Below are 24,800 nucleotides of genomic sequence, written 5' to 3'. Positions count from 1 at the left end.
CGGATGCAACTCAACAGTACGACCCATCGATTCCCGATCGTTATTCCGGCTGTCGACCGGACGCGGAGTGCAGGCGTTCGACGTACTTCGCGATGACGTCGACCTCGAGATTGACCGGGGTCCCCGGTTCGGCCGTACCGAGCGTGGTGAGCGCGAGTGTCGTCGGGATCAGGGAGATTTCGAAGTACTCGTCGCCGGGCTCGCCGCCGAGCGCGGACACCGTCAGCGAGACGCCGTCCACCGTGATCGAGCCCTTTTCCACTACGTATCGCGAGACACTGGACGGAAGCGAGATCCTCACCACAGTCCAGTTCTCCGACGGATTGCGGGTCAGGACGGTGCCGACGGTGTCGACATGCCCCTGGACGATGTGCCCGCCCAACCGGCTGTCGACCGCCGCCGCACGTTCGAGGTTGACGCGGCTGCCGACCTGGAGGGCTCCGAGACTCGATCGCTGGAGGGTCTCGCGCATTACGTCCGCGGTGAACACCCCACCGTCGAGTACCTCGACAACCGTCAGGCACACGCCGTTGACCGCGATCGAGTCGCCGTGGCCGGCATCAGAGGTGACGATCGGACCGCGCACGCTGAAGCGAGCCGCGTCCGCCAGGTTCTCCTCGGCGACGATCTCGCCGAGTTCCTCGACGATTCCGGTGAACATGTCTTCGTCTCACTCCTTCAGATCCCGGAGGGATCAGTTCAACACGATCCCGACCGGGATCGGGGTCACTGACGTTCCGACGCCGCTGCGCGGCCTTGTTCCGGGATCACTGCTCCGGGATCAGGTTCAACAACAGGTCGTCGCCGATCGTCTCGACGCTCTCTCGCCGAAACCGTAGCGCCTCGGAGATGGTGCGCACTCCCGCGCCTTCCACCGCGTTGGGTCCGTCACCCAGCAGGGCCGGCGCCAGGTACGCCTGGATCCGGTCGACCCGGCCGGCGGCGAGGAACGCGCCCGCCAGGCGCGGTCCACCCTCGACCAGGACATCGTCCTGATCTGCCAGCTCGGCAAGTACCTCGTCGACATTGTGTGTACGCAGCACCAGAGTCGGCGCCGCGTCGTCGAGGATCTTCGCGGTCGATGGGATCCCTCGAGTGCCCACGACGACTCGCACCGGCTGATGCGGCGCGAGCGACCCGTCGGGCAGTCGGGCTGTCAGCCACGGGTCATCCGCGATGACGGTCCCGGTACCCACGACGATCGCGTCGAGGCGCGCACGGTCGGCGTGCACCCGTGCCCGCGCCGCGGGTCCGGTGATCCACTGGCTCGTACCGTCCGCGGCCGCGCTGCGGCCGTCGATCGTGGCGGCGAACTTCCAGGTCACGTGAGGGCGACCGTGTCGCTGCCTGTGCAGCCAGGCGCGCAGCGGACCGCGTTCGACATCGGCGGTGAGCGGGCCCACGGCCACCGCGACACCGGCCGCCCGCAACGTGTCGGCGCCACCTGCGGCGATCGGGTGGGGGTCGGGGACGGCATAGTGCACAGCCGCGATTCCGGCATCGACGAGCGCCTGCGAGCAGGGACCGGTCCGGCCATGGTGGTTGCACGGTTCGAGGGTCACGACCGCGGTACCGCCCCGGGCTCTCCCACCGGCCTCGGCGAGAGCCACGACCTCGGCGTGCGGACCTCCCACCGGGTTGGTGGCACCGATCCCGACGACCTCACCAAAGGAGTCGAGGATCACAGCCCCCACGGGAGGGTTGGGACTGGTGGTCCCTCGCACGCCTTGGGAGGCGTCGATCGCGAGCCTCATCGCGGCCTCGTAACCGCGCGCAGACGAAGTCACGATTGGCTCGTCAGAACGTCAGTGTCAGGTGCGGAGACGCCTTCGCAGCCTGTCGGCGCAGTCCTGCAACGGCGGCGGCAGGGTCCGTCGCCCCGTAGACCGCCGACCCGGCGACGAAGCAGTCGACACCCGCCTCGGCTGCCTGCTCGATCGTGTCGACGTTGATACCGCCGTCGATCTCCACGATGAGGCTCAGCTCACCCGAATCCACCAGCTTGCGGGCCGCGCGGACCTTGTCCAGCACGCTCGGGATGAACGACTGACCGCCGAAGCCGGGTTCAACGCTCATCACGAGCAGTGTGTCGACGCTCCGGAGAATCTCGAGGTACGGCTCGAGCGGGGTGTTCGGCTTGACGCTCAGGCCCGCCTTCGCGCCGGCGGCGCGGATGTCGCGGGCCACGGCGACCGGATCATCAGTGGCCTCGGCATGGAAGGTGACATTGTGGGCTCCGGCCTCGGCATACGGCGGCGCCCACCGACCCGGGTCCTCGATCATCAGGTGGCAATCCAGCGGGATGTCGGTGGCCTGCAGCAGGCTCTCGACGACGGGCAGACCGAGCGTCAGGTTCGGTACGAAGTGGGCGTCCATGACGTCCACGTGCAGCCAGTCGGCACCGGCGACGGCGTCGGCCTCGTCGGCGAGACGGGCGAAGTCGGCGGACAGAATGGACGGAGCGATCATCGGGGTTGCCACAGAGGCGAGTTTAGTCGGCGGGCGCCGATTTCCCGGCACCACCGGGGTAGCGCCGGGCCGGTTCCCGGCCGGCAGGTTGTGTCACGATCGGCCCCGCCGGCGGGCGCACGGTCGGCATCACGCGAACCTCGTTGCTGCGCAGCGTCACCTCGGTGTCGTCGTGGTACAGGGTCAGCTCGTCGCCTGCGACGAGCCGGTAGCGGGTCTCGTCCCGTCCGATCTCGACCCGCAACCGAGTCCCGGCCGCCGTGACGCCGAACGCGAGCTTGTCGATGCCGCGTGGGAGCGTCGGCCGGAATGTCAGCCCCGCCCGCCGCCGTCGCGCGCCGCCGAATCCTTGGACCAGCGCGATCCAGATGCCGGCGAGCGACGCGAGGTGAAGTCCGTCACTCGTGTTGTGTTCGAGATCGCGCAGGTCGATCAGCGCAGTCTCACCCAGGTAGTCGTAAGCGAGGTCGAGTGCGCCGACATCGGCGGCGACCACCGCCTGGCTGGACGCGGACAGGGACGAGTCGCGGACGGTCAGCCGCTCGTAGTACGAGAAGTTTCGGATCTTCTGCTCCGCAGTGAACGCGTCCGGTACCCATTGCATCGCCAGCACGACGTCGGCCTGCTTCACGACCTGCTTTCGATACAAGTCGAAGTACGGGTAGTGCAGCAGCAACGGGTAGTGCTCCGGAGGTGTCGCGGCGAAGTCCCACACCTGCCGATCGGTGAACCCGGACGACTGCGGATGGACGCCGCGGCGCTCGTCGTACGGCACGTACATGCGGTCGGCAGCGGTTCGCCAGCCACCAACCTCCTCGTCGGTGACGCCGAGGTCGGGCATTCGGTCGGGGTGCCGTTCGACGATCGCTACCGCAGCGATGAAGTTCTCCCGGGCCATGAGGTTGGTGTACAGGTTGTTCCGGACGAGAGCGCTGTACTCGTCGGGTCCGGTGACACCGTCGATGCGGAACCTGGCGTCCTCGTCGAAGTAACCGAGTGATCGCCACAGGCGCGCGGTCTCGACGAGGAGATCCAGCCCGATCGTTCGCTCGAATTCGGCGTCCCCATCCGTCCGCACGTACCCGATCACAGCCCGGGCGATCGCGGCGTTGACGTGGAACGCGGCCGCACCGGCCGGCCAGTACCCGCTGCACTCCCTGCCGGTGATGGTCCGCCACGGGAACGCCGCACCGGTCAGGCCCAGCTGGCGTGCGCGTTCGCGTGCCCTGTCCAGGGTCGAGTGCCGCCACCGCAACGCGTCGGCGACCGCGTGCGGAAGCACGAACGCCAGGACCGGCAGGACGAACATCTCAGAGTCCCAGAATGCGTGGCCGTCGTAGCCGCGCCCCGTGAGTCCCTTGGACGCGATCGCGACGCCCTCCGCGCGGGCTGACGCCTGCAGGATGTGGAACAGCGCGAACCGGACCGCCTGCTGCACCTCGGGATCGCCGTCGACGATGACGTCGGCGCGTTCCCAGAATGTGTCCAGGTATTCCCGCTGCTCGGAAACCAGTCCGTCCCAACCACTCTCGTGCGCAAGGGTCAGCTCGCCGGCCACCTGGTCGCGCATCGCCGGAGCCGTCCTCCGCGCGGACCACGCGTGGCTGACGTACTTGACCAAATGCAGGCACTCACCGGGTCCGAGCCGAGACGAGACGGTCACGCGACCCAGGTCCGGGTAGCTGTCGGCTTCGACGTGTACGTGCGGGCCGAACACCTCATGGTCCATCGCGACTGCAATCCGCAGATCGCTCTCCCCGGTCGTGTGGATCAACTGCACCCCGGTGCCGTGGACGAAGTTCTCCTCGGAGCACAGGGGCTCCGACAGCACCGCCGCCGCGCGCGGATCCGCTTCCGGCTTGGGCATCGGCTCGTTGGCGACAAGTTCGGACTGCAGCACCACCCTCGCGGGTCCGTCGAGCGGTGTCACCTCGTAGCGGATGGCTCCGATCGCCCGCTGTGTGAACGAGACCAACCTGGTCGTGACCACGCGCACGGTCCTACCGGCCGGCGAGCGCCACTCCACGGTCCGTCGCAGCACCCCGGCGCGCAGGTCCAGTTCCTGCTCGTGTCTCAGGATGTCTCCACGACGGACGTCGAACGGTTCGTCGTCGACGAGCAGACGTACGACTTTGCCGTCGGTGATGTTGATGATCGTCTCGCCCGAGTCCGGATAGCCGTACGCCGGTTCGGCATACGGCATCGGCCGGACCTCGTAGACGCCCGCCAGGTAGCTGCCCGGCAACCCGTGTGGATCGCCCTCATCGAGGTTTCCCCGCCAGCCGAGGTGCCCGTTCGAGAGGGTGAACAGCGATTCCGTTTGGGCCAACACCTCGAAGTCCAGGCTGGTGGCGCGCAGACTCCAGGGTTCGACGGTGAAGGCGGGATGAGTGATCACGGCCTCGGTACCTCCCAGTCGCGTGCGAGCCCAGTCACCTCCAGTGCTCAATCACCGGGAGGGCTGACGGATCCCGCAGTTCACGCTAGGACACCGGAGCTGTCACGGCACGAGAACGGCCGCACCACTGAACACTCCACCGGCCAGGTCTACGAGCGCCCTGTCCGCGGAGTCGAGTGGATACCGGTGGGCGCTGACCCGCAACCGATGCTGCTGCGCTATGCCGAGGAACTCTTTCGCATCCTGCCGGGTGTTCGCGGTGACGCTACGAATCTGGCGTTCACGGAACAGGTGCCGCTCGTAGTTGAGCGACGGGATGTCGCTGAGGTGGATCCCGGCGAGCGCAAGTGTGCCACCGGCGTCGAGCGCCTCGAGGGCAGGCAGCACGAGATCACCGGCCGGGGCGAACAAGATCGCCGAATCCAGCGGCTCCGGCGGCGGATCAGAGGCTCCCTGCACCGAGGCCGCACCGAGGCTGAACGCCAGCTCACGGGCTTCCGCACCACGGGTCATCACGTGGACTCGGGCTCCTCTGGCGAGCGCGACCTGCGCGGTCAGATGCGCGCTGCCACCGAATCCATAGATGCCTAGTCGACCGCCGTCGGGCAGGTCCGCTCGCACCAGAGAGCGATATCCGATGATGCCCGCACACAACAATGGCGCCAGTTCCACGACCGGGTAGCCGCTCGGCAGTTCGAGCGCGTAGTCGGCGGGCACCGTCGTGTACTCGGCGTAGCCGCCGTCGGCGTCCCACCCGGTGTATGTGGAGTACGGGCACAGGTTCTCATCGCCGCGGACGCAGTACCGGCAGTGCCCGCACGTGCCGCGGAGCCATGCGATGCCGACGCGCTGACCCACCTCGAACCGTCCGCCCGCGTCCTCCCCCACGCTCACGACTTCACCGACGATCTCGTGTCCGGGGATCACATTGAGGCGATGCGGCGGCAGGTCGCCCTCGACGACGTGCAGATCGGTCCGGCACACGCCGCACGCCAGCACCCGGACCAACAGATCCTTGCTGGTGGGCCTGGGCAACAATTCGCGTCTCATCTGCAACGGCCGGTCCGCCAGCGGCCCGGGCCTCGTCGTCCGCCACGCCCGCATCGTCGTGGTGGGCGTCATGGTTCGCGAGGTCCGCGAGTTTTCCGTCCGCATACCTGATCCGCACTTCGTGGTGGGGCGACTGGGCGCCTCGCGCTCGGCACCGGGGGCGGTACCACTGTCGCTCTCTCCAGGATGCCTGGTTCGACGCACTCGCAACAAGTGGGAACCGGAGTAACCGGTCACGGCTCGTAAAAAGCCTGGCGGCTGACGCCCGGCCCCGCGAGGATGGAAGCACCTTCGCCCGAACGGAGGAGCCAACCAATTGACTATTAGACAGGACGCCCCGAGCGACGATCTCGACCTTCTCCACCGGTATTGGATGGCGGCCAACTACCTGACGGTCGCTCAGATCTATCTCCGCGACAACGTGCTGTTGCGCAGACCGCTGACGGAACCCGATATCAAGCCCCGACTCCTCGGGCACTGGGGTACGAGCCCCGGCCTCTCCCTCGTGTACGTGCACCTGAACAGGCTCATCCGCCGCACGGGCGCAAGCATCGTGTTCATCGCCGGGCCCGGGCACGGCGGACCGGCCGTCGTCGCGAATACCTATCTCGAGGGCACGTACTCGCAGCTGTACCCCGACGTCACGCGGGACGAAGCAGGTCTGCGACGACTGGCCCGGCAGTTCTCCACACCGGGAGGAATTCCGAGCCACTCCGGTGTCGAGACTCCTGGGTCGATCAACGAAGGCGGCGAACTCGGCTACTCGCTCGCCCACGCGACCGGCGCGGCGATGGACAACCCCGATCTGATCGTCGCGTGCGTCGTCGGTGACGGCGAGGCGGAGACCGGACCGCTGTCGGGGTCGTGGGACGCGCCCTCCTTTCTGGACCCGACACGGGACGGCGCGGTGCTGCCGATCCTGCACCTCAACGGATACAAGATCTCGGGCCCGACCGTGCTGGGCCGGCGCTCCGACGACGAGGTGCTGGCGCTGTTGCACACGCACGGCTGGGATCCCGAAGTGGTCGCAGGGGACGATCCCATGCAGGTCCACCAGGACCTCGCAGATACACTCGGCCGCGTCCACACCGCGATCACCCGGATTCGGCGCGACGCCCGCGAGTCGGGGGCCACGGACCGGCCACGGTGGCCGGCGATCGTCCTCCGCACACCCAAGGGCTGGACCGGGCCGGACATCGTCGACGGTCTCGAGGTCGAGGGAACGTTCCGTGCCCACCAGGTCCCGATCGCCGACGTGCCGGACAACCGCGAGCACCTCCGCATGCTCGAACATTGGATGCAGTCCTACCGGCCGGAGGAGCAGTTCGATCAGCAGGGCCGACTGCAACCCGAGCTGGCCGCGCTGGCACCGAGCGGTGACGCTCGGATGGGCGCGAGCCCGCACGCGAACGGCGGACGCGTGCTGCACCCCCTGGCCCTGCCCACACCCGAGGTGTACGCGGTCCACGTCCCCGCGCCCGGAGCGGTTCATCACGAAACCACCCGGCCACTCGGAGAATTCCTCCGCGACGTCTACACGGCGAACCCCGACAACTTCCGGCTGTTCTGTCCCGACGAGACCAACAGCAACCGCCTGGGCGCCGTCTTCGAGGTCACGGAGCGCTGTTTCGTCGGCTCTCTCATACCTGGCGACGACCACGTCGGGCACCACGGACGGGTGATGGAGGTACTGTCCGAGCATCTGTGCCAGGGCTGGCTCGAGGGCTACCTGCTCACCGGCCGGCACGGCCTCTTCGCCACATACGAAGCGTTCGCCATGGTGAGCGCGTCGATGACGATCCAGCACACCAAGTGGCTCGAACGAGCCCGGTCACTGAGCTGGCGAGACCCCGTCGCAAGCCTGAACATCCTGTTGACGTCGACCTGCTGGCGCAACGACCACAACGGGTTCTCTCACCAGGGACCAGGCCTGATCGACACGGTGCTGTCCCTGTCGGGGGATGTCACGCGGGTTTACCTACCACCGGACGCGAACTCGCTGCTCATCGTCGCCGAGGAAGCACTCGCCTCCCGCGACCGGGTCAACCTGCTCGTCGTCGACAAGCAGTCGCACCCGCAGTACCTCACGCTCGAGCAGGCGCGGGACCATTTCGCGGCGGGCGCGTCGGTGTGGGAATGGGCCGGCAGCGAGAGCAGCGACGCTTCCGGGGTACGGGAACCGGACATCGTCCTCGCGTGCGTCGGCGACGTCCCGACCGAGGAGACGCTCGCTGCGGCGGCACTGTTGCGTGGCCACGTCCCGGATCTGCGGGTACGCGTGGTCAACGTGGTCGACCTGATGTCGATGGCCCCACCCGGCGCCCACCCACACGGGCGCCCCCACGAAGACTTCACCGGGCTGTTCACCGACGACGTCGACGTCGTCGTCGCCTGGCACGGGTACGCCCGCGCCTTCCACCAACTACTGCACGGGCGACCCGCCCCGGACCGCTTCCACGTCCGCGGATACACCGAGCAGGGTTCGACGACGACTCCGTTCGACATGGTGGTGCTCAACCACATGAGCCGCTACCACCTGGCGATCGAGGCGTTGCGGCGCTGTCGTCGAGCACCCGATGGTGCCGCCGACCTTGTCGGCTACTGCGAGCGGATGCTCCAACGTCACCACAACTATGTGCGCGAGCACCTCGAGGACATGCCCGAGGTCCGCAACTGGATCTGGCCCGAACCTGTGTGAGACCGGACCCAGGGTGTTCAGCTCGCCAAAGGTCGCTTCAGCGCCGCCATGAACATCGCGTCGGTGCCGTTGCGGTGTGGCCACAACTGGACGCTCGGACCGTCCCCCAGTCCCGGCACGCCCGGCACCATCTCGCGGGTGTCGAGCAGGATTGCGCCGTGCCGCCGCGCTGCGTCGGTGACGATGCCGACGGTCTCGGCGACATGCGGCGAACACGTCGAGTAGAGCACCACGCCACCGGGCCGGACGAGCTTCAACGCTGACTCGAGCAACTCGCGCTGCAACTTCACCAATCCGGCCACATCCGACGGCTGCCGGCGCCAGCGTGCCTCCGGACGCCGACGCAGCGCGCCGAGACCGGTGCAAGGAGCGTCGACCAGGACACGGTCGAAGCCACCCTCCAGGCCTGGGTCGCGACCGTCCACGACGTGGACGTCGACCGGCAACTCTCGGGTCGTCTTGCGGATCAGGTCGGCCCGGTGCTCGGATGGCTCCACCGCGTCGACACGCCCGCCCTCGATGTCCGCGAGCGCACCGAGGAGGGCGGCCTTGCCGCCGGGGCCCGCACACAGATCGAGCCAGCGACCGCCGTCCGGCCCGTCGAGCGGTGCGAGCGTCAATGCCCGCGCCACCAACTGGCTGCCCTCGTCCTGGACACCCGCCAGTCCCTCGCGGACGACGTCGAGCAGACCTGGGTCGCCGCCGTCGAGATGAACCGCATACGGGGAATACGGGCCGACCTCGCCACCGGTGATGAGCGCAAGTTCCTCCGCGGAGATCTCTCCGGGCCGCGCCACCAGGTGCACCGCCGGTCGCGCGTCGTCGGCGATCAGGGCCTCTTCGAGCTCACCTGCGTCGGCGCCGAGAGCGTCCGCGAAGGCCTGCGCGATCCATCGCGGGTGGGCGTATCGGAACGCCAGGTGCCCGACTGGGTCGCTGGACGCGTCGGGCGCGAGCTCAGCCACCCATTCGTCCTCAGTCTTCTCCGACACCCGGCGCAGTACGGCGTTGACGAACCCGGCTTGACCCGGTCCCGCCTCGGCCCGCACCAGATCCACCGAGGTCGCGACGGCCGCGTGAGGTGCGATCCGAGTGCGCATCAGCTGATAGGCGCCGAGTTCGAGGACGTCGAGCAGCGGACCGTCGATCTCGTCGATCGACCGGCCCGCACACCGTTCGAGGACGGCATCGAGTAGGCCCCGAGCGCGCGCTGCGCCGTAAGCCAGTTCGGTGGCCAGGGCAGCGTCGCGACCGTCGATCCCACGCTCCCGAAGAAGTTTCGGCAGAACCAGATTCGCGTACGCGTCACGTTCACGAACCGCCCGCAGCACGTCTCGGGCCGCACGCCTCGGTTGGTCGATCGACGCCTGTGCGGAACCAGGGCGCCCCGCCTGGCGGGGGCGCCTGCTGCGATCGCCCCTGCCGCCCTGACCGTCGGGGCGTCCGCTTCGGCGACCTGCTCCTCCGGACCGCCGTCCCGGTCGCTTCGCCTCGCTCAATGTGCTCGAACCTCTCCGTTGAGACGAGCCCCACGCGCCCAGTCGAGCGCCGCCATCTGCTTCTTGCCTTGCGGCTGAACCTGTCCGAGCCGGACCGCGGTCGTGGACGTTCCGACCAAGAAACCGTCCCTACGGATTTCGATCCGCCCCGGCGGGAGCAGTGTTTCCTCCATGAGCGTCACTGGACCGATCTTGACCCGCAGGTCGCCGATCATGGTCCACGCGCCTGGCGCCGGCGTCACCGACCGGATGTGGCGGTGTACCGCGAGAGCGGGCTGGTCCCAACGGATTCGGGCCGACTCGACTGTCATCTTGGGCGCGTGGGAGATGCCGTCACGCGGCTGCGGGACAGCGTGCAACGCACCGTCCTCGACGCCGTTGAGCACGTTCTCGAGCAGCACGGCCCCACTTTCGGCAAGCCGAGCGAGCAGCTCACCGGCGGTGTCCGTCGTCCGAATCGACTCGGTCACCACCCCGTAGACGGGGCCGGTGTCCATGCCTTCGTCGAGCGCAAACACGGTCGCGCCAGTCATCTCGTCGCCGGCGTTGATCGCGGCCTGAACGGGAGCCGCACCGCGCCAGGCTGGAAGCAGCGAGAAATGGAGGTTCATCCATCCGTGGAGCGGGACGTCGAGGACGGGACGCGGCAGCAGGTTCCCGTACGCGACGACGGGGCAGGCGTCCGGCGCGAGCTCTCGCAACCGAGTCAGGAACTCCGGATCGATCGCAGACTTCGGCGTGAGCACCTCGAGGCCGTGTTCGTCCGCGAGCTGCCCGATCGGCGAACGCACCACCTTGCGGCCCCGCCCGGCGACCGCGTCAGGCCTGGTGACAACCGCGAGGACCTCATGGCGTTCGGAAGCGATGAGCCGCCGCAGCGACGGCACGGCCGGTTCGGGCGTCCCCGCGAAGACGATCCGCATCAGCGACGGACCTCCACACGAGCGGAACAGGCGGTCGAAGAGTTCACGAGACGGCTCCCGGTGCGTCGAATCCCGGCGGCGCCGGAAGGGGGTTCATCCCGGAGATTCTACGGAGAGCACCTCGTCCCGGTCAGCGCCACCTGCGCCGGTGAGGTGTAGGCATCGGACTATGCATCCGACCTCAGGATCCGCACCCCGCGCGGGTGGAACGGGTTCGGGTTGACGGACAAGACGGGCGTTGATAGACACACCCGGCGTTTGTCACGAATTGCTCGCGATCATCATGTCGAGGATTCCGTAGCCCAGCGGGACCGGTACGCACGCTGGTGAGGGCGCGGACGGATCGAGCACCTGCACCACGAGTCCGAGCACGAACGGGTCGTACACCATGCTGAAGTGCCCGCCCTGGTCCTCCGCACACAAATCCTGGACCACCAGATTCACTGCGCCAGGGCCCCGCAGTGCGATGTTGGTATACGGCTGGATCATCTCGTCGTAGCGGGACGCGATCGTCGTGTACCGCACCCCGGGCACCGTGTCGCCGCCCGCGTTCAGCGCAGTCAGGAAAGGCGAACCCCGCATGTGCTGGCTGACCGCTTTGGACGTGAGCAACTCGGCAATCCGGTCGGAGTGCGGCAACAACCGCAAAAGCGGCACTATCCCGAACATCGTTCCGCCGTAGGTCGGCGACGCGATTCCGACCCACCGATTCACCACATCAGCGCCGCCGAGTCGATTGACGAAGTACCGGGTTACGGTCGCGCCCTGCGAATACCCGACCAGGTCGACCTGATCCGCGCCGGTCGATGCCCGGACTCGTTCAACGAAATCCGCGACTTCGCCAGCGCTGCGGGTCATGTCGCTTCGCCCGTACTTGCCGGGCTTGCCGTCTGACCCGTAGTTGAGCACGAACACGCAGAATCCTTGGGCCGCAAGCATCGGCGAGAGTGCCGCCCAGTCGGTGTACGCGTCGGAATCGCTACCATGCACGAGGACAACAGGATTCGGGTGTCTTGGTCCCGGCTGGCAGTCGAAGTCGTTCGCGCCCAAGGGAGCCGAATCCGGGTTCTGCTCGGCGTATCGCAGGGCGGCGCCGTGCCGGGTCTGGACAGGTCCAGGCGAATTCGGAACGACGTACGTCAGTAGTTCGGAGTCTGGTCCACGCCCGGCGTCGGCCGGGGTTGCAGTCGCCGCGTGTCCGGACGAACCGAGAACGGTCGTGACAGCAGCCACCGCACCGACGGCGGCCGTTCGCATCGATCGCCGCATACGCACCTCCCGTTTCCAAGGGAATCTCGAGGCACATCAATCTCAATTGCAACATCATTCACACGCTGCTGGCTGGCAGACTGGATAACAATCCAGTACACCCACACGATCTTTTCGCGAACTAACCGATCCGCAGCGGATCCACCTGCACGCGTACCGGGCCTGTGGAGCGGCGGGCGCTGCGGATCGCCTGCGCCTCAGCCAACCCTTTCGCCAGCGTGAGCCCGGCGGTTCGCGGCACGCGAATGAGCATGCGCTCCACGTCCTCCGGCTCCGGCTCGTCATCCGAGAACGGCAACCGTTCCCCCGGCGGGAGCGGCACCGGACCCAGGATCTCGGCCGAATCGGGCACCTCCGCCAATTCGAGCAATTCGGCAATCGCCGTCCCCGCGCCGTCGATGGCGGCCATGTGCACCGCCGGGGGAAACCCGACCTCGGCCCGCTCTGCGAGCTGAGCTCGGGAGTGCCACACCGGATCCCAACGCACCAGCGCCTGGACTGTCGGAAGTCCCGACTCGGCAACGACCACGACCTGTCCCCCGTCGGCGTGTGAACGAACGAGTGCCGATGCCGTCATCCACCGTCGGAGCGTCTCCTCCGCCGCACGCAGATCCGCACGCCCCAGCAAAGCCCACCCGTCCAGCAGCAGGGCCGCCCCGTACCCACCGGGCATCACCGGCTCCGCACCCACCGTCGACACGACGAGCTTGGGACCGGGTGCGATCTCGCCCTTCACGTCGGATCCGCCCGAAGTGTGTACCTCGAAACCCGCAAAGGCGCGGCCCAACTCCTCGGCAGTGCGACCAGCACCGACGACGACTGCGCGTAGTGCCCGCGCACCGCACGCATGGCACCGGTGACTGGTGTCGGCGACACCACACCACTTGCACGTCGGAGAACCGGCACCGTCGGACTCAGCAGCTGCCGGCAAGGACAGCGGCCCATTGCATCGGCGGCACCGAGCCGGCGCTCGGCACTTGGCACATGCGAGCGACGGGATGTAGCCACGACGCGGAACTTGAACCAGCACACCGGCTCCCGCTGCCAACGCTTGGCGGGCCGCACCGAATGCGATCGCAGGCAGGCGCGCGGCTCGGGCGCCCGGGTCGCGTGCCAGCGCCTGATCGCTGTCCGCGAGCGCAGTGATCATCGGGGCGCGGGCCCGCACGACGTCGCGTGCGGCGACAAGATCATGCGCCCACCCGGAATCGACGAGCGCCTGCGCCTCCGCTGTCCGCGCGTGGCCCGCAAGGACCACAGCGCAGCCCGTCGCATGAGCACGCAGCAGCGCGACCTCGCGCGCGTGCGGGTACGGTGCACGCGGGTCGGACAGGCTGCTGTCGCCGTCGTCCCATACGACCACCAAGCCGAGATCCGGCGTTGGAGCGAACACCGACGCGCGGGTGCCGACGACCACCCGCGCGGTCCCCCGAAGCGATGCCAACCACCGCCGGTACCGTGCAGACGGCCCGAGACCTGCGGCGAGCCCGACCACGTGTTCGGCGCCGACCAGGCTTTCACAGGACCGAACCAGCCGATCGAGGTCGCGTTGGTCCGGTACGACAAGTACGACCCCACGCCCGGACGCCGCCACGACACCAGCCAACTCGGCAAGCCGGGCGCACCAGTCCTCGCCCGGCAAGGCCTGCCACACCGCCCGCGGTCCGCGTCCGCCCTTCAATGCCTCGAGGAAGTTGACACCATGCAGATACGCAGACCACGCGCCCTGATCGACCTCCGGCGATCCGGGCGACGGTGCCGGTTCGGACTTCTCGGATTCGACCTTCGCATGCCGGGGCGGGACCGCCAGACGCAGAACATCAGCCCGCGTCCCGGCGTACCGCTGCGCAACCGCGTCGACCAGCCTGCGGACCTCGGCCGTGAGGACCTGCTCGGCGGAGACGACCCGATCGAGCCACGCGAGTTTCCCGCCATGCTCGCTCGCGTCGATCCGTTCGAGTAGGTACCCGTCCACGAGTCTCCCGGAGAACCGGACCCGGACACGAACGCCCGGACGGGCCTGCTCGTCGAGCTCGGACGGCACCAGGTAGTCGAACTCCCGATCCAGATGGGCGACCGGAAGCAGCGGCAGCACTCGCGCTACGGGAGCGTGTGCTGCCGCTGTCTTGTCGGTGCCGGTCAGAGAGCCGCTCTCTCGGTCGGTCAGAGACCGGCCGCTGCGCGCAGCTTCTCGACCCGATCGGTGCGCTCCCAGGGCAAGTCGACGTCGGTGCGACCGAAGTGGCCGTACGCGGCGGTCTGCGCGTAGATCGGGCGAAGCAGGTCCAGGTCGCGGATGATTGCGCCCGGACGCAGGTCGAAGACCTCGTTGATCGCGTTCTGGATCCTCGTCGGATCCGTCTTCTCGGTGCCGAAGGTCTCGACGAAGAGCCCGACGGGTGCGGCTTTTCCGATTGCGTAGGCGACCTGGACCTCGATGCGGTCTGCGAGGCCTGCCGCGACGGCGTTCTTGGCAACCCAGCGCATTGCGTACGCTGCGGAACGGTCCACCTTCGACGGATCCTTACCGGAGAACGCGCCGCCGCCGTGTCGGGCCATGCCGCCGTAAGTGTCGACGATGATCTTGCGGCCGGTCAGGCCGGCGTCGCCCATCGGACCACCCAGGACGAACTTGCCGGTCGGGTTGACCAGCAGGCGGACGTCGGACGTGTTCAGATCGAGGCCGAGTTCGTCGAGAACGTGGCCCACGACGGTCTCACGCAGATCCGGCGTCAGAAGATTGTCGAGGTCGATGTCGGCTGCGTGCTGCGTCGAAATCACGACCGTGTCGAGTCGGACCGGACGGTCGGCGTCGTATTCGATCGTCACCTGGGTCTTGCCGTCCGGTCGCAGATACGGCAGCACGCCGGTCTTGCGAACCTTGGCCAGGCGCCGGGAGAGACGGTGCGCCAGCGCGATCGGCAGTGGCATCAATTCCGGAGTCTCGGTGCAGGCGAACCCGAACATCAGACCCTGGTCGCCCGCCCCCTGGCGGTCGATCTCGTCATCGCTCATGCCGTCGACCCGCGCCTCGTGCGAGTGATCGACGCCCTGCGCAATCTCGGGCGACTGCGCTCCGATAGCGATGTTGACGCCGCACGAATTGCCGTCGAAGCCTTTCGCGGACGAGTCGTACCCGATCTCGAGAACCTTGTCGCGCACGATCTTGGGGATATCGACGTACGCGGACGTGGTCACCTCACCCGCGACGTGGACCTGTCCAGTCGTCACGAGGGTCTCGACCGCGACCCGGCTTCGCGGGTCCGCCGCGAGCATCGCATCGAGAATGGAATCGCTGATGGCATCGCAGATCTTGTCCGGGTGACCCTCGGTCACGGACTCACTGGTAAATAGCCGCTTGCCGGACGTGCTCACAGATCTCCCTCTCGACGTTCTGCTCGGGCCGACTCCGTTCGAATTCGCATTCTCGAAAGTACGGTCCCGATACGACACCTGCGCTGATGCTCAGCTTCTACTTCAGTTCAGTGCTTCTATTCAATACCGCAGTTGGGGCCGGTGCCAGGAGGTCGCCCCCGACACGGCATCCCAATTTCGGTGTACCTACCTCTTGGAGAGCAGACTCGCGACCTCGTCGAGAACGCGGCTGGCCATCAGCGCCTTCGAGCCCGGCTCGATCGCCGATTCGGAGCCATCTGCACCGAGCAACCAGCCGTCATTGTGGTCCACCTCGAATGCCTTGCCTTCCCCGACGGCGTTCACGACGAGAAGATCACAACCCTTGCGTGCCAACTTCGTTCGCGCATGTTCGAGGACGCTGCCCGACGCGTCCCCCGTCTCGGCCGCGAACCCTACGATCGCAGTACCGGGAGCGAGGATGCCCTCTCGTCGAGCCTGCACGAGGCCGACGAGAATGTCCTCGTTCTTGACCAGCGGAATCGACTCCGGTTCGTCGGCACCCTTCTTGATCTTGCTGTCCGCGACCGTGGCAGGACGAAAGTCCGCCACGGCGGCCGCCATGATCACCGCGTCGGCATCGGCAGCCTGCTTCATGACCGCCTCGCGCATCTGCTCGGCGGTACGCACGTTCACGACGTCGACCGCGGCCGGGTCGGCCAGGTCGGCCGTCGCACCAGCCACCAGCGTCACCTCTGCACCACGCTGGGCCGCGAGACGAGCGATCGCGAAACCCTGCTTGCCCGAGCTCCGATTGCCCAGATAGCGGACCGGGTCGATGGGCTCGCGGGTCCCACCGGCCGAGACCACCAGACGCCGGCCCTCGAGATCACGCGGCAACGCGGAACCCCGTTCCAGCAGGAGCAACGCATGCGCGAAGATCTCCTCCGGCTCCGGCATACGGCCCGCACCGGTGTCCTTGCCGGTGAGTCGACCCGACGCCGGCTCGATCACCACGTTGCCGCGCTCACGGAGCGTCGCAACGTTCGCGACGGTGGCCGGGTGCTCCCACATCTCGGTGTGCATCGCGGGCGCGAACATCACCGGGCAACGGGCCGTCAGCAACGTCGCGGTCAACAGGTCGTCCGCCCGCCCGACCACAGCACGAGCCATCAGGTCCGCAGTGGCGGGAGCGATGACAACCAGGTCGGCGTCCTGCCCCAGGCGTACGTGCGCCACCTCCGGTACATCGGCGAACACGCCGGTCTGGACCGGATTACCCGACAGAGCCTCGAAGGTGGCCCGACCGACGAACTGCAGTGCCGACTTGGTGGGGATCACCCGGACACTGTGACCGCTCTCAGTGAAGCTGCGTATCAGCGCGCAACTCTTGTACGCGGCGATGCCGCCGCCGACGCCGACGACGATCCGCACGGTACCCCTCCGCTCACTCGCCTTCAGTGTGTTCGAGCAGGTCGGCGTGGATCTCGCGCAGTGCGATGGACAGCGGCTTCTCCTGCAGACCCGGCTCGACAAGCGGGCCGACGTACTCGAGGATGCCCTCACCGAGCTGGTTGTAGTAGTCGTTGATCTGACGTGCACGCTTGGCCGAGTAGATGACCAGCGCGTACTTAGACGACGTACGCTCGAGCAGCTCGTCGATCGGCGGGTTGGTGAGGCCGAGCGGGGTGTCATAGGCGTGCAGGGCGCCACGACCGGCGGTGTCGGACACTGCTGCTTCGATGCTGCTCACTCGGTTTCTCCTGAACTGGAATGGAAACTGCAAATGGGATGTCGGAACTAGGAACGGCAACTACGGTTTGCGTTCAGCCAACAAGGATACCAACTCCTCGCAGGCACGTCCGACGTCCTCGTTGACGATGACGCTGTCGAACTCGTCCTGCGCGGCCAATTCGACCTTCGCGGTCTGCAACCGGCGCTCGACGACGTCGGCCGGTTCGGTTCCGCGCCCGGTCAGACGTGATACCAGCACCTCCCAACTCGGTGGCGCCATGAATGCCAGGAGCGCCTCGGGCATCGCCGACCGCACCAGGCGAGCTCCCGCCAGATCGACCTCGACCAAGACCGGCTTGCCCTCCGCGAGGGCCTTGCGCACCGGTCCTGCCGGAGTGCCCGACCGCTGCAGCCCACCATGGATCTCCGCCCATTCGAGCAGCTCACCGGCCGTGATCATGCGGTCGAACTCGTCCCGCGAGATGAAGTGGTAGTCCTGTCCGTCCACTTCGCCGGGTCGCGGGTCCCGGGTTGTCACCGAGACGCTGAAGACGACCTCGGGCATGCGTTCACGCAGCAGGCGGACGACGCTGGACTTGCCGACAGCAGAGGGGCCGGCTAGAACCACCAGCCGGCCCCTCCGCGCAGCGTCGCCACTCTCGGCCAACGCCGGAGCGGTTTCACCACCTGACACCTGTTGTGGGTCAGCAATCACCTTTTCGCGCTCAGGCCTCGAAATCGAACCGAGCCAGCAGAGCCTTGCGCTGCCGATCGCCGAGGCCACGCAGGCGACGGGTCGGAGCGATCTCCAACTCGGTCATGATCTCCTGCGCCTTGACCTTGCCAACCTTCGGCAGGGCCTCGAGCAAAGCCGACACCTTCATCTTGCCGAGGATCTCGTCCTCCTCGGCATCCTTCAGAACCTGCTTGAGGTCGGTGCCGCCGCGCTTGAGGCGCTCCTTGAGCTCAGCCCGGGCCTTGCGGGCGGCAGCCGCCTTCTCCAATGCAGCGGCCCGCTGCTCGTCGGTCAACTGGGGAAGGGCCACGGTTCCTCCGTCTCGTCGTGTGCTCAATGGTCTACATCCCCCGGATAACCAGGGGCGATAGCGACCGTACTCACGCCTGGCGCCGATTGCGAACCCACCCCCGGACGTCGCCGCCCGATTCGGGTGGGTTATGTACTTGTTCGATGGTGCGTTCGAAGACCAATCGGCCCACCCCTGGCCCCATCCGCGCCGTCCCGGTGACACCCCGAGGTGATCGGCATATCCCCAGCTAGAGGCCACTTTTTAGTCGCGGCGACGTCGATCTGCGGGATCATTCGACGTGGCGTCACACACAATTCGTCGAATCACGCACGTCGGAGCAAAAAATTCGTGAAAACTTCCGTGTGTCAGTGCGTGTCGCGCGCCAACCGTGCCCTGTTCGAGGGCCTCACGCCACTAGCTCCGCAGGAAGGCAAACTCCTCCACAGACCGGGATACCGCCTCCCGAAGGGCCGTAACCGACGGCCCGGCCCTCAGCACCTCGCGCGAGACACTGGGCACGACCGAGCGCAGGCAGTCCCCCGCCAGCCGGCGGACGTCGTCGGCGGTGCCGCCCTGGTGGCCAACTCCCGGCATCAAGATGGGCCCGTGCAGACCCCCTAGGGCCGGCGCATCCGTGAGGGTCGCGCCGACCACGACACCGACCGATCCGAGGGTGGTGGCGCCGGCGTTACGGGCCGCCGCCTCGTCGACCATCACCTGACTGACATGCCGGCCGTCGGCAGCGGTCGACAGCTGCACCTGACCACCCTCGGGGTTCGAGGTGGCCGCGAGAACGAACACGCCACCGTGGTTGCGTTCGGCAAGCTCGAGGATGGGATCGGCCGACCCGAACCCGAGATACGGCGACACCGTCACCGCATCCGATTCGAGCGGTGAGCCCCTCCCCAGCCATGCCTGGGCATATGCACTCATGGTCGATCCGATGTCGCCGCGCTTGGCGTCCGCCACGACGAGTGTGCCGGCCTCGCGAAGCACCTCGATGGTGCGCTCGAGGACCGCGAAGCCGCCCGAGCCGTGTGCCTCGAAGAACGCGACCTGTGGCTTGACCAGGGCGACCCGGCCGACGAACGCCTCGACGCAGATCTCGGAGAACTCCTCCAGGCCGTCCACCGTCTCAGGGAGTCCCCATGCCTGGAGAAGCTCCGGATGGGGGTCCACCCCGACGCAGAGCGGGCCGAACCGGTCCAGCGCCGCATAGAGCCGGGAACCGAACGGCTCGTGCGGCCCGGTCCCCGGCGGCGAACCGGTCCCCGGCGTCACTGCTGCGAATCCCGCAGCCGCGCGTGCAACTCCTGCAGCGACTGGACGCCGATGTCTCCGCGGATGGCGGCCTCTATGCCCTGAACGGCCGCAGAGGCACCCTGCACCGTGGTGATGCACGGGATGCTGGCCGACACGGCCGCAGCGCGGATCTCGTAGCCGTCGACACGCGGACCGGAGTTGCCGTACGGGGTGTTGATGATCATGTCGACCTCCCCCTCCCTGATCTGGTCGACGATCGTGCGGGCACCCTCGGGCAGGTGCTCGCCGGACTGCTTGTGAACCTTTTCGCACGTGATGCCGTTCCGGCGCAGAACCTCGGCGGTGCCTTCGGTGGCGAGGATCCGGAATCCGAGGTCCGCGAGCCGCTTCACGGGGAAGATCAGCGAGCGCTTGTCCTTGTTCGCGACCGAGACGAAAACCGAGCCGTTCGCCGGCAGCGAGCCGTACGCCGCGGTCTGGCTTTTCCCGAACGCAGTGCCGAAGTCGGCGTCGATGCCCATGACCTCGCCCGTGGACTTCATTTCGGGGCTCAGCAGCGTGTCGATACCGGTACCGTCTGCGCGGCGGAACCGGTTGAACGGTAGCACCGCCTCCTTGACCGCGATCGGCGCATCGAGCGGCGCGCTGCCGCCATCGCCGTGAGGCGGCAGAATGCCCTTGCCCCGCAGCTCGGCGATCGACTCGCCCATCATCACCCGCGCGCACGCCTTCGCCAGCTGCACCGCGGTGGCCTTCGACACGAACGGTACGGTCCGCGACGCACGCGGGTTGGCCTCGAGAACGTAGAGGATGTCGTCCTTGAGCGCGTACTGGACGTTGAGCAGACCCTTGACGCCGATGCCGCGCGCCAGCGCCTCCGTCGATCGGCGAACGTTCTCGAGGTCGGCGCGCCCCAGGGTGATCGGGGGCAACGCACACGCCGAGTCACCGGAGTGGATACCGGCCTCCTCGATGTGCTCCATCACGCCACCGAGGTACACCTCGTTGCCGTCGCACAGCGCGTCCACGTCGATCTCGACCGCATCATCGAGGAAGCGGTCGACCAGCACCGGCCTGTCCTCGGAAATCTCGGTAGCTCGGGAAATGTAGTCCGCGAGCGACTTCTCGTCGTAGACGATCTCCATGCCGCGCCCGCCCAGGACGTACGACGGGCGCACCAAGACCGGGTATCCGATGCTCCCCGCGATGTCACGGGCGCCGTCGAAGGTGGTGGCGGTGCCGAATCTCGGAGCCGGCAGATCGGCCTCGGTGAGCACGCGACCGAATTCGCCGCGGTCCTCGGCGAGGTCGATGGCTGCCGGGCTGGTACCCACGATCGGGACGCCGGCCTCCTCGAGGCGCTTGGCCAGACCCAGCGGCGTCTGACCGCCAAGTTGGACGATGACGCCGGCGACGGTGCCGGAGGCACACTCGGCGCGATAGACCTCGAGCACGTCCTCGAAGGTCAGTGGCTCGAAGTACAGGCGATCGGCGGTGTCGTAGTCGGTCGACACGGTCTCCGGGTTGCAGTTGACCATGACGGTCTCGTACCCGGCCTCGGACAGGGTCTGCGCGGCATGCACGCACGAATAGTCGAACTCGATGCCTTGGCCGATGCGGTTAGGGCCGGAGCCCAGGATGAGCACCTTGGGGCGATCGGTCTGGGGCGCGACCTCGGTCTCGGCGTTGGGATCGAGCTCGTACGTCGAGTAGTGGTACGGGGTCTTCGCCTCGAACTCGGCCGCACACGTGTCGACCGTCTTGTAGACCGGGTGCACGTTCAGCTCGTCTCGCAGCCCGCGCACCGCGTCCTCAGCCGCCTGACCCTGGCCGAACTCGGGGCGAAGCGCCGCGATCTGTCGGTCCGACAAGCCGTGGTACTTCGCGTGACGCAGCAGCTGTTCGTCGATCTTGTCCGCGCCGCGGATCTGTTCGCCAAGCTCGTGGATCTGTTGCATCTGGTCGAGGAACCACGGATCGATGCCGGTCGCGGCGTACAGCTGCTCGACGGTGGCGCCCAACACGAACGCCTTCTCGATGCCGTAGATGCGGCCGTCGTGCGGAACCTTCAGCTCTTCGAGCACCACGCTGAGGTCGGTGGTCGCGCCGGCGATCTCCCCGGCCACACCTCCCGACCACTCCGGGCCAGTCCAGTAGCCGGCCCGCTTGGTCTCCAGCGAGCGCATGACCTTGCCGAACGCCTCGGTGAAGTTGCGGCCGATCGACATGGCCTCGCCGACGGACTTCATCGTGGTGGTCAGCGTGCCGTCGGCGCCCGGGAACTTCTCGAACGCGAAACGCGGCGCCTTGACGACGACGTAGTCGAGCGTCGGCTCGAAGCAGGCCGGCGTTTCCTTCGTGATGTCGTTGACGATCTCGTCGAGCGTGTAGCCGATGGCGAGCTTGGCGGCCATCTTGGCGATCGGGTAGCCGGTGGCCTTCGACGCGAGCGCCGACGACCGCGACACGCGCGGATTCATCTCGATAACGACCAGGCGACCGTCACGCGGGTCCATCGCGAACTGGATGTTGCATCCGCCGGTGTCGACGCCGACCTCGCGCAAGATCGCGATCGAGAGGTCTCGCATCTTCTGGTACTCACGGTCGGTCAGCGTCATTGCCGGGGCAACGGTCACCGAGTCACCGGTATGCACGCCGACCGGATCGACGTTCTCGATCGAGCAGACGATCACGACGTTGTCGCGGCCATCGCGCATCAGCTCGAGCTCGTACTCCTTCCAACCGAGGATCGACTCCTCGATCAGCACGTTCGCGGTCGGCGACGCGGCCAGACCGCCACCGGCGATCCGCTCGAGGTCCACTTCGTCGTACGCGAGGCCGGAACCCAGGCCGCCCATCGTGAAGGACGGGCGCACCACGACCGGGTAGCCGAGTTCGGCTACGGTCTCGTGAACCTCCTCCATCGTGTAGCAGACCCGCGAGCGGGCGGACTCGCCGCCACACTTGTCGACGATGTCCTTGAACTTCTGCCGGTCCTCACCGCGCTGGATCGCGTCGAAGTCGGCGCCGATCAGCTCGACGTCGTACTTCGCGAGGATGCCGCGCTCGTGCAGGGCGACCGCGGTGTTCAGGGCCGTCTGGCCGCCCAGTGTCGCCAGGACGGCGTCGATCTTGTTGCCCTTCGCCGCCTCCCCCGCAATGACCTTCTCGACGAACTCTGGAGTGATCGGCTCGACGTAGGTGGAGTCGGCGAACTCGGGGTCGGTCATGATGGTGGCCGGGTTCGAGTTGACCAGACTCACCCGCAGCCCGTCCTCGCGCAGAACCCGGCAAGCCTGTGTGCCCGAGTAGTCGAACTCGCAGGCCTGTCCGATGACGATCGGCCCGGAGCCGATGACCAGTATGTGCTCGAGATCTGTACGACGTGGCATTACTTCTTGACTCCCTCGAGCATGGCGGCGAAACGGTCGAACAAGTAGGCGGCGTCGTGCGGGCCGGCGGCGGCCTCGGGGTGATACTGCACCGAGAAGGCCGACCCGTCGAGCAGACGCACCCCCTCGACGGCGCCGTCGTTGGCGCAGGTATGACTGATGACTGCGCGACCGAACGGGGTGTCGAACTCCTGGCCTGCCTCGCCCTCGAGCGCGAAGCCGTGGTTCTGTGCAGTTATCGCGATGCGGCCGGTCTCGTGCTCGACGACCGGGATGTTGATGCCGCGGTGTCCGAACTTCATCTTGTAGGTTTTCAGGCCCAGTGCCCGGCCCAGGATCTGGTTGCCGAAGCAGATGCCGAACAGCGGCAGTCCCTGCCCGAGCACCTCCTTGGTGAGGTGAACGGCGCCGTCGGCGGTGGCCGGGTCGCCCGGACCGTTGGACAGGAAGACACCGTCGGCCCCGAGGTCGAGGATGTCGTGCAATGTCGCGGTCGACGGCAGCACGTGCACCCGCATGCCACGCTCGGCGAACATCCGCGGCGTGTTGGTCTTGATGCCGAGGTCGATGGCCGCGACGGTGAAGCGGGCGTCGTCGCCGTTCGGTTCGACGATGTAGCCGTTCGGGGTGCTCACCTGACCGGCCAGGTCGGCACCGAGCATCGTCGGCTGGCTCCTGACCCGTTCGAGCAGGATGTCGACGTCGATCGCCTCCCCTCCGCTCGCCCAGGCGAGCGCCTCACCGGAGAAGACCCCCGCACGCATCGATCCGCGGGTACGCAGGTGTCGCACCAGCGCACGGGTGTCGATGCCGGCGACGCCGACGATGCCCTGACGCACCAATTCATCCTGCAGCGAGCCGGTCGCGCGCCAGTTGGACGTGCGCCGTGAGGGATCGCGCACGACGTAGCCGGCGACCCAGATCCTCGACTCGGAAGACTTGCCGGTGGGGCCGACGGACTCGTTGTCCTCGTCGTTCCAGCCGGTGTTGCCGATCTGCGGAGCCGTCGAGACCACGATCTGACGGTGGTAGCTCGGGTCGGTCAGGGTCTCCTGGTACCCGGTCATGCCGGTACTGAAGACCGCTTCTCCGAGCGTCTGTCCCACGGCCCCGAAGGTGGTTCCACGGAAGACCCGGCCGTCCTCGAGAACCAGGACCGCCGTGTTGGTGTCAAAGCCGCTCATGCGTCTTCTCCGTTCTGCTCGACCTCACCAGAGTCCGACGCATTCGCTGTGTGATAGCTGTCTGAATCGCGTACCCACTCCGGGTACACGGTCTTGTCGTCTCCACGAAATCCCGTATCGATCTCGGTGCCTGTGGGCAACTCCCACCGGATGACAAGGAGCCCGTCCTTCGTCATCACCTTTCCGGCCAGACCGCGTTCGGTTCGGATCGCGCGAATCGACTCGTCCGGGATCCAGATCGCGGACGCGCCGTCACGCTCGAGGAGGACGCCCCGCGACCAGCGGCTGATCCGTCCGGTCGCCCGGTGCCCGATATCGCCCACCGCGACGCGGTCCTGCCAGCTGGGAGCCAGCGTGCTGCCGACGTACAGCCCAGTCGTCTGCGCAATCCACGGGTCACCGAGATCGGCTGGAACCGTGGGTAATTCACCGACTCGCGCAGCCTGGCGCGCTGCCCGCGCCTTCCACCCGCGATACATGAGGAACACCAGGAGCGCCCAAATCACGACGCATCCGACGATCCACAGAAGTCGCTCCAT

At 67.4% G+C, this 24,800-nt stretch carries 19 protein-coding genes; 1 reads left to right on the top strand and 18 read right to left on the bottom strand.

Annotated features, from left to right (window positions below):
- Positions 1-40 precede the first annotated feature (40 nt).
- From EGT50_RS06125 to EGT50_RS06105, 5 genes are all read right to left on the bottom strand, one after another.
- Positions 41-661 (bottom strand): riboflavin synthase, encoded by a 621-nt coding sequence (locus EGT50_RS06125; protein WP_127951687.1) that lies wholly within the window; start codon positions 659-661, stop codon positions 41-43.
- A 106-nt stretch (positions 662-767) separates the two neighbouring features.
- On the bottom strand, positions 768-1,754 hold the full coding sequence (gene ribD, locus EGT50_RS06120) for a bifunctional diaminohydroxyphosphoribosylaminopyrimidine deaminase/5-amino-6-(5-phosphoribosylamino)uracil reductase RibD (protein ID WP_127952231.1): 987 nt from the start codon (positions 1,752-1,754) through the stop codon (positions 768-770).
- A 43-nt stretch (positions 1,755-1,797) separates the two neighbouring features.
- Entirely contained in the window at positions 1,798-2,481 is a 684-nt protein-coding gene (gene rpe, locus EGT50_RS06115) for a ribulose-phosphate 3-epimerase (RefSeq protein ID WP_127951686.1), read from the bottom strand.
- A 10-nt stretch (positions 2,482-2,491) separates the two neighbouring features.
- The gene (locus tag EGT50_RS06110; RefSeq protein ID WP_127951685.1) at positions 2,492-4,867 is read right to left on the bottom strand and encodes a glycoside hydrolase family 65 protein; all 2,376 of its coding nucleotides are present in this window, start codon (positions 4,865-4,867) and stop codon (positions 2,492-2,494) included.
- A gap of 102 nt (positions 4,868-4,969) precedes the next feature.
- On the bottom strand, positions 4,970-5,971 hold the full coding sequence (locus EGT50_RS06105; protein ID WP_127952228.1) for a zinc-binding alcohol dehydrogenase family protein: 1,002 nt from the start codon (positions 5,969-5,971) through the stop codon (positions 4,970-4,972).
- A gap of 262 nt (positions 5,972-6,233) precedes the next feature.
- On the opposite strand from EGT50_RS06105, the gene EGT50_RS06100 reads away from it, so the two are divergent.
- Positions 6,234-8,615: a phosphoketolase family protein gene (locus EGT50_RS06100; RefSeq protein WP_127951684.1), complete on the top strand. Its 2,382-nt coding sequence runs from the start codon at positions 6,234-6,236 to the stop codon at positions 8,613-8,615.
- A gap of 17 nt (positions 8,616-8,632) precedes the next feature.
- Here EGT50_RS06100 and EGT50_RS06095 read toward each other — a convergent pair whose 3' ends face one another.
- The 13 genes from EGT50_RS06095 to EGT50_RS06035 all read right to left on the bottom strand — a co-directional run bounded on the left by EGT50_RS06095 (position 8,633) and on the right by EGT50_RS06035 (position 24,800).
- Positions 8,633-10,114: an RsmB/NOP family class I SAM-dependent RNA methyltransferase gene (locus tag EGT50_RS06095; protein ID WP_127951683.1), complete on the bottom strand. Its 1,482-nt coding sequence runs from the start codon at positions 10,112-10,114 to the stop codon at positions 8,633-8,635.
- A complete protein-coding gene (gene fmt / locus EGT50_RS06090; protein ID WP_127951682.1) occupies positions 10,111-11,037 on the bottom strand; it encodes a methionyl-tRNA formyltransferase in 927 nt (308 codons plus the stop codon). Before fmt ends, EGT50_RS06095 begins: the two co-directional genes overlap by 4 nt.
- Positions 11,038-11,298: 261 nt before the next feature.
- Entirely contained in the window at positions 11,299-12,294 is a 996-nt protein-coding gene (locus EGT50_RS06085) for an esterase/lipase family protein (protein WP_127952225.1), read from the bottom strand.
- Between the two features lie 133 nt (positions 12,295-12,427).
- Positions 12,428-14,449 (bottom strand): primosomal protein N', encoded by a 2,022-nt coding sequence (locus tag EGT50_RS06080; protein WP_206615768.1) that lies wholly within the window; start codon positions 14,447-14,449, stop codon positions 12,428-12,430.
- Positions 14,450-14,469: 20 nt separating this feature from the next.
- Positions 14,470-15,681 (bottom strand): methionine adenosyltransferase, encoded by a 1,212-nt coding sequence (metK, locus tag EGT50_RS06075; RefSeq protein ID WP_127951680.1) that lies wholly within the window; start codon positions 15,679-15,681, stop codon positions 14,470-14,472.
- 186 nt (positions 15,682-15,867) lie between these two features.
- The gene (gene coaBC, locus EGT50_RS06070; protein ID WP_235870604.1) at positions 15,868-17,094 is read right to left on the bottom strand and encodes a bifunctional phosphopantothenoylcysteine decarboxylase/phosphopantothenate--cysteine ligase CoaBC; all 1,227 of its coding nucleotides are present in this window, start codon (positions 17,092-17,094) and stop codon (positions 15,868-15,870) included.
- 13 nt (positions 17,095-17,107) lie between these two features.
- Positions 17,108-17,413: a DNA-directed RNA polymerase subunit omega gene (rpoZ, locus tag EGT50_RS06065; protein ID WP_127951679.1), complete on the bottom strand. Its 306-nt coding sequence runs from the start codon at positions 17,411-17,413 to the stop codon at positions 17,108-17,110.
- Positions 17,414-17,473: 60 nt separating this feature from the next.
- Positions 17,474-18,022, bottom strand: a complete 549-nt coding sequence (gene gmk, locus EGT50_RS06060) for a guanylate kinase (RefSeq protein WP_235870627.1) — start codon at positions 18,020-18,022, stop codon at positions 17,474-17,476.
- Positions 18,023-18,119: 97 nt separating this feature from the next.
- A complete protein-coding gene (mihF, locus tag EGT50_RS06055) occupies positions 18,120-18,440 on the bottom strand; it encodes an integration host factor, actinobacterial type (protein ID WP_007535578.1) in 321 nt (106 codons plus the stop codon).
- Positions 18,441-18,836: 396 nt separating this feature from the next.
- The gene (gene pyrF, locus EGT50_RS06050) at positions 18,837-19,703 is read right to left on the bottom strand and encodes an orotidine-5'-phosphate decarboxylase (RefSeq protein ID WP_127951678.1); all 867 of its coding nucleotides are present in this window, start codon (positions 19,701-19,703) and stop codon (positions 18,837-18,839) included.
- Positions 19,700-23,077: a carbamoyl-phosphate synthase large subunit gene (gene carB / locus EGT50_RS06045; protein ID WP_127951677.1), complete on the bottom strand. Its 3,378-nt coding sequence runs from the start codon at positions 23,075-23,077 to the stop codon at positions 19,700-19,702. The genes pyrF and carB overlap by 4 nt, the downstream gene beginning before the upstream one ends.
- Positions 23,077-24,261 (bottom strand): glutamine-hydrolyzing carbamoyl-phosphate synthase small subunit, encoded by a 1,185-nt coding sequence (carA, locus tag EGT50_RS06040; RefSeq protein WP_127951676.1) that lies wholly within the window; start codon positions 24,259-24,261, stop codon positions 23,077-23,079. The genes carB and carA overlap by 1 nt, the downstream gene beginning before the upstream one ends.
- On the bottom strand, positions 24,258-24,800 hold the full coding sequence (locus EGT50_RS06035; protein ID WP_127951675.1) for a PH-like domain-containing protein: 543 nt from the start codon (positions 24,798-24,800) through the stop codon (positions 24,258-24,260). The genes carA and EGT50_RS06035 overlap by 4 nt, the downstream gene beginning before the upstream one ends.

This window comes from Rhodococcus xishaensis (assembly GCF_004011825.1).
In the GTDB taxonomy this organism is placed as follows: Bacteria; Actinomycetota; Actinomycetes; order Mycobacteriales; family Mycobacteriaceae; genus Prescottella; species Prescottella xishaensis.
Note: the sequence above shows the minus strand (reverse complement) of the source record. Positions and strands in the feature narration are given on the sequence as shown.